Source organism: Microbacterium sp. H6, assembly GCF_003314775.1.
GTDB lineage: Bacteria > Actinomycetota > Actinomycetes > Actinomycetales > Microbacteriaceae > Microbacterium > Microbacterium oxydans.
Genome location: NZ_QOAY01000102.1, coordinates 3,289 through 8,585, shown reverse-complemented (window position 1 = coordinate 8,585; position 5,297 = coordinate 3,289). Strand labels below are relative to the sequence as shown.

The 5,297-nt window shown below is 67.2% G+C and carries 3 protein-coding genes, 1 tRNA gene and 1 pseudogene; 2 read left to right on the top strand and 3 right to left on the bottom strand.

All coding sequences use genetic code 11. The features are described from left to right. Positions 1-621: potassium channel family protein (locus DSP71_RS06895; protein ID WP_147251225.1), on the bottom strand; the 621-nt coding region annotated here is incomplete at its 3' end. A gap of 159 nt (positions 622-780) precedes the next feature. Here DSP71_RS06895 and DSP71_RS06890 point away from each other — a divergent pair. Beyond that, positions 781-869: transfer RNA gene (locus DSP71_RS06890), tRNA-Ser, on the top strand. Positions 870-1,135: 266 nt separating this feature from the next. Here DSP71_RS06890 and DSP71_RS06885 read toward each other — a convergent pair. Beyond that, on the bottom strand, positions 1,136-2,260 hold the full coding sequence (locus DSP71_RS06885; protein WP_181800686.1) for a tyrosine-type recombinase/integrase: 1,125 nt from the start codon (positions 2,258-2,260) through the stop codon (positions 1,136-1,138). After that, a complete protein-coding gene (locus DSP71_RS06880) occupies positions 2,257-2,457 on the bottom strand; it encodes a helix-turn-helix domain-containing protein (RefSeq protein ID WP_113680709.1) in 201 nt (66 codons plus the stop codon). Before DSP71_RS06880 ends, DSP71_RS06885 begins: the two co-directional genes overlap by 4 nt. Positions 2,458-3,171: 714 nt before the next feature. Between DSP71_RS06880 and mobF the strand changes: the two are divergent. Continuing rightward, positions 3,172-5,297, top strand: a pseudogene (gene mobF / locus DSP71_RS23260) (MobF family relaxase); the annotation flags it as partial.

The window sequence follows — 5,297 nt, the reverse complement described above, 5'->3', positions numbered from 1 at the left end:
CCCCTCGGCGATCGCGACCGCCTGCCCGCCGGTTCCGACCGGGACGATGTTGCCGTAGCCCGTCGTCGTCAGGGCTGTGAAGGAGAAGAACAGCTGGTTTCCGAGGGAGTCGGCGGTCGCGTCGCCGAACAGCGGAGTGGGAGACAGCTGCGACATCAGGTTGTACACGAACGCGAAGAACATCCCGACGAGGATGTACGCCGTGACCGCAGCCAGGAGCGCTTCGAAGTCGAGCCCGCGACGGGTGACCTGGTGGGCGATGATGACCCACGGCGCCACGAGGAGCGCGAGCATCGAGGCGGCGGAGAGCGGGATGGCCAAGAGCGGGCCGTCGAGCCCGAGGGCGCCGGCGATGACCGCGGCGAGACCGGCAGCGGAGAGCACCACCCACGACACACGTTGCGCCAGCCGCGTCGCTCCGGTGACGTAGAAGACCACGGCGACGGTCGCCAGCATCGGCAGGAAGGCCCACGGGCTCGGGTCGGTGCTCGGCTGCGTCGCGCACAGTCCATACGAGACGACGAGGAGCACGAGCACGACCCCGTACCCGGCTGCGCGTCGGGTCCACAGGCCGCTGGAAGGCGAGGAGTCGGTCCCGTGCGCGGTCAGCTTCTCGGTCATGGCGTCCCTCCGGATCAGCGGCTGGCGATGTCCGTGATCTGCGGTCAGTATCCCAGGCGGGTGACGACGAGGAGGGACGACCGGCCGGGCGCGGTTCGTGTCCGCTCGCCGGACCCGTTATGATGGCTAGGTGCATCCGCGCTTTCCGGCCGGATGCCTGGAGACGTCGCATAGTCCGGCCGAGTGCACCACCCTGCTAAGGTGGAGTCCCCTCACGGGGACCAGGGGTTCAAATCCCCTCGTCTCCGCAGTGAAAATCCCCGCTCAGGCGGGGTTTTCTTCGTTCTGAAGGTCTCGGGTCAATAGGGCGTTGTTGCCGCGTTTCGGCCGCCAGGTGTCCCCCAGGTGTCCCCCGATCGGGTGACGGATTCTGCGGACTGCCCGGAGCCGCCGCCGTTCGCTCCCTCCATGCGTCGCAAGCGTCCCTGCGACTAGAGCCATTGAGGCCGTCCCGCTCACAGATAGCGGCGGGTCGATGCATCAGCTCCGCGAGCGGTTGCAGCGCGGGGGAGTGTCAGCTGCCGAGCCCCGGAAGGCGATCGTTGGGGGAGCGTCGGGCGTGACGCTGTTCGAAGGGATGCTCCTCGGAAGCCGTGAGGCGTCGCAGGTGCGCGCGCCGCTGGTCCTCTCCCAGTACGTGGGCGTATACCGCAAGTACTGTGCGCGGATCGTCGCCGAGGTACTCGGCGACCTCGTTTACGGGTGTTCCCAGCCGTAACCAGGTAGATGCGGCGTAGTGGCGCAGGGCGTGCCGGCGGAAGCCGAGAGGGAACTTGCGGACAACGCCCACGCTCAGCTGCTCGCCGCGGCGGTTGGCGAACAGGTAGGCCTCGGGCGGCTTTCCGTGAGCATGGTCGCGGAAGATGGCCACCGCTCGAGGGGAGAGCGGGATCAGACGCGTGCCGCGCCAAGACTTCGGCTCCTTCTCTTCGTAGCCGTCGGAGTGTGAGCGCTCGACGATCAACTGCGGGAGTGGAACGTCCGACAGGGCATTCGTGCGGAGAGCGCGAAGCTCACCCCAACGCAGTCCCGTGAGCGAGAGGAACTCGAAGACGTCAGCGATATCCGAGCGGCGCCCTCGGAGTTCGGTGAGAGCCGATGCAACGATCCGCGACGTAGGGATGGAATGGGGGCTGACGGGGCGGAGCGCGGGTGCTGCAAGCTCGGGGATCCGCGCCATCGACCGCACGGGATGCGGCTGATGCAGAAGGCCTTCGGCAGCGGCGAAGGTGAAGAGCGCGCTCAGCGTGGTCTTTGCCCGGGCGACGGTGGATGGCTTCTTTCCGGCGCGCAGTTGGTCGAGCAGATGGGCGCGGATGTCGCTCGCGTTGATGGATGCGAGTGGGCGTTCGAGCAGGTGCGCTGGCAGCGCATTCAGGTTGTTCACGTCAGTGTCAACACTGTGCGGGTTACCGCCCGCGCGTGCCATCTTGAATTGGGTCACGAGTCTCCCGAGCGTTAAGGTCCGGGGAGGAGGTAACGGGCGGCCTGTCTCTACGAGATGCTTCTGGGTCCGTTCCCATACTTCGGCGTCTCGCTTGATGTCGAACGCCTTGGATGCCACCAACCGGCGACCAGATTTGACGCGAACGAAATAGTAGGGCCTTCCGGCTGTAGTCCGGCGCAACTCAATGCTCACTCCGCTACCCCGCCCAACCGTTCGAGATCGCGGAGACGGTAGATCCGCTTGTGCGCGGTTAAATTGACGGGCTCGATGGGGGAGCGGCCATCTAGGGCCAGCGCGCGTAGCGTCGTCCGGTGGATGCCGAGCTGTGCTGCCGCCTCTTCCTCGGACAGGAACAACCGAGGCGAGTCCGTGCCGTGATCCGCGCTCATCGCTTTCTCCTATCTCGTACCACGCCCGTTAGTGACGACACTGCGACTCCCGCGGTGGCGAGGCGTGACTATAGCTCTGCGACGGATAGGTGTACACATAGCTCCCACGCGTCCAACGGCTGAATCTGACGAGACCGCGTGCCCGATGCCGCCCTTGACTCCCGGGGACGGCGGCGTACCTTAAAGGGAAAAGGCCGCTGGCCTTCACGCAATGATGACGGTGCCGCAAATTTTGCGGCACCGTCATCGCTCGTACACGATCGTTCGCAAGCCGCTACTGGTATACATCGGCCTCTTCGAGCGCCCCAGCGAGGCCCGCGACCTCAGCCACCCCTGCGGTGAGGTCCTAGACGATCACGCGAGCTTCGTACTCCAGTGACCGCAGTAAGAACGCGTAGAAAGAGCCTCTTGGATACGGGCAACCTGGTCTCGGACGATCAGCTCGTCATATGAAGCACTTCCACGCCCTGATTCGTTGTCGGAGCACGGTTGCCGAGGAACTGATCGTACGCGTGCTCGAGCTCAGTTGGCACCCAGGCGCACGTCCTTCACAACGCAGCCCATCTTGGCTAGCGGATATTGCTGAATCCGCGACCTGCCACGGTACCGCGCACAGCTGCCACGCCTCTTGCAGATCGAGGGTGAGCCCGGTTTCTGCGGGCTGTTGCTCACCTGATGAGCAGGAGGAGAAGGGCGGACGGGGTGACGGTGTCGATGCGGGTGATGAGCGCGGGCGACGGGTACAAGTACCTGCTGCGCACCGTCGCGGCCGGCGACGGCGACCGCTCGCTCTCAACCCCGTTGACGCGCTACTACAACGCTGAGGGCACCCCGCCGGGTCGCTGGCTTGGGGCCGGGGTGACCGTGCTCGGTGGCGGGAGGATCGGCGTAGGTGATCAGGTCTCCGAAGCTCAGCTCCAGCTCCTGGTCGGCATGGGCCGCGACCCCATCACCGGTGAACCGCTCGGCCGTGCGTATCCCGAATACCAGAGCGTGGCCGAGCGGGTCGAGGCGCGCACCGCGGCACTCGATCCCGCTCTCGGGCCGGCGTCTCTCGCCGAAGCCGTCGTCGCGATTGAAGCGGAGGAGGCGGACCGCGGGACGCGGCGGGCGGTGGCGGGGTTCGACTTCACGTTCTCGATCCCGAAGTCCGCGAGCGTGTTGTGGGCGGTCGCGGATGCGGGGACGCAGGCGTTGATCGCGGACGCGCACCATGCGACGGTTGCGGAGGTCGTTGCGTTCATGGAGCGGGAGGTTGCGGCCACCCGCACCGGTGCAACCGGTCGTGACGGTGCGGTTGCGCAGGTCGACGTCCGCGGTCTGACTGCGACGGCGTTCGATCATTACGACTCGCGGGCGGGCGATCCGCACCTGCACACGCACGTCGTTATCAGCAACAAGGTGCAGACCGTCCTCGACAACAAGTGGCGGTCGTTGGACGGGCGACCGATGCACGCCGCCGTGGTCGCCCTCTCCGAACTGCACGAGGCAGTCTTCGCTGACCACCTAACCCGGATGCTCGGTGTCTCGTGGGAGGCGCGAGACAGGGGCCGCGACCGGAACCCGGCATGGGCAATCGCCGCGGTGCCGGAAGCGCTGATCACGGAGTTCTCCACCCGCGCCCGGCACATCGACTCCGAGACCGATCGCCTCATCGGCCGGTACGTGGAGGCGCATGGCGGGCGGCCGTCAGCGGCGACGATCATGAAGCTCCGCGCCCAGGCTACGCTTTCCACCCGGCCCGAGAAGAAGGTGCGGTCGTTGGCCGACCTCACCGCATCCTGGCGGGAGCGCGCCGGGCGGGTGCTCGGGTCGGATACAACCGCGTGGGCGCGCACCGTCACGGTGAACGAGAAACCGCTCCTGCTGCGCGCCGACGACATGCCGTTGCATGTGATCGCCTCGCTCGGGCAGGACGTGGTGATCGCGGTCGGTGAGAAGCGCTCCACCTGGCACCGCTGGAACCTCACCGCGGAGGCGGCGCGGCAGACGATGCGCTACCGGTTCGCATCGACCGAGGACCGAGAAGCCGTCCTCGGACTGGTCGTGGACGCCGCCGAAGCCGCGTCGCTACGCCTGACCCCGCCCGAACTCGCGTCCAGCCCGGCCGCGTTCCGCCGGCCGGATGGGACATCGGTGTTCCGTCCGAAGCACTCCGCGCTGTTCACGTCCGAGGTACTCCTGGCGGCCGAAGATCGGCTCCTTGAGCGCGCCCGGACCACCACCGCCCCGACTCTGCCGTTGACGACCCTCGAACGGATCGCGAAGCGTCCTGACAGCAAGGGGCGGATGCTCGGCGACGACCAGGCGGCCGCGCTGACGAAGATCGCGCTCTCGGGCCGGGTGGTCGATGTGCTGGTGGGCCCGGCCGGGGCGGGGAAGACTACCGCGATGTCGGCGTTGCGGCGGGCGTGGGAGCACGAACACGGGCGCAGCAGCGTGGTCGGGCTCGCGCCGTCCGCGGTCGCCGCGCAGGTCCTGGCCGATGACCTCGGCATTCAGACCGAGAACACGGCCAAGTGGCTCGACACCCACGACCGCACCGGCAAGACGTTCCTCAAGGGGCAGCTCGTCATCGTTGATGAGGCGTCGCTGGCGGGCACTATCTCCCTCGACCGCATAACCATCTTGGCGGCGGAGGTCGGGGCGAAGGTGCTGCTGGTCGGGGACCACGCGCAGCTCCAGCCCGTCGACGCGGGCGGCGCGTTCTCGCTGCTCGTTCATGATCGCGACGACGTTGCGGAGCTGGTCGACGTGCACAGGTTCGTCAACTCATGGGAGAAGACCGCATCCCTCGGCCTGCGGCACGGGCGCACCGAGGCCATTGACACCTACGCCAA

Coding starts and splice junctions, on each gene's coding strand:
- DSP71_RS06880 (WP_113680709.1), bottom strand. CDS start 2,457: ATGAGCGCGGATCACGGCACGGACTCGCCTCGGTTGTTCCTGTCCGAG.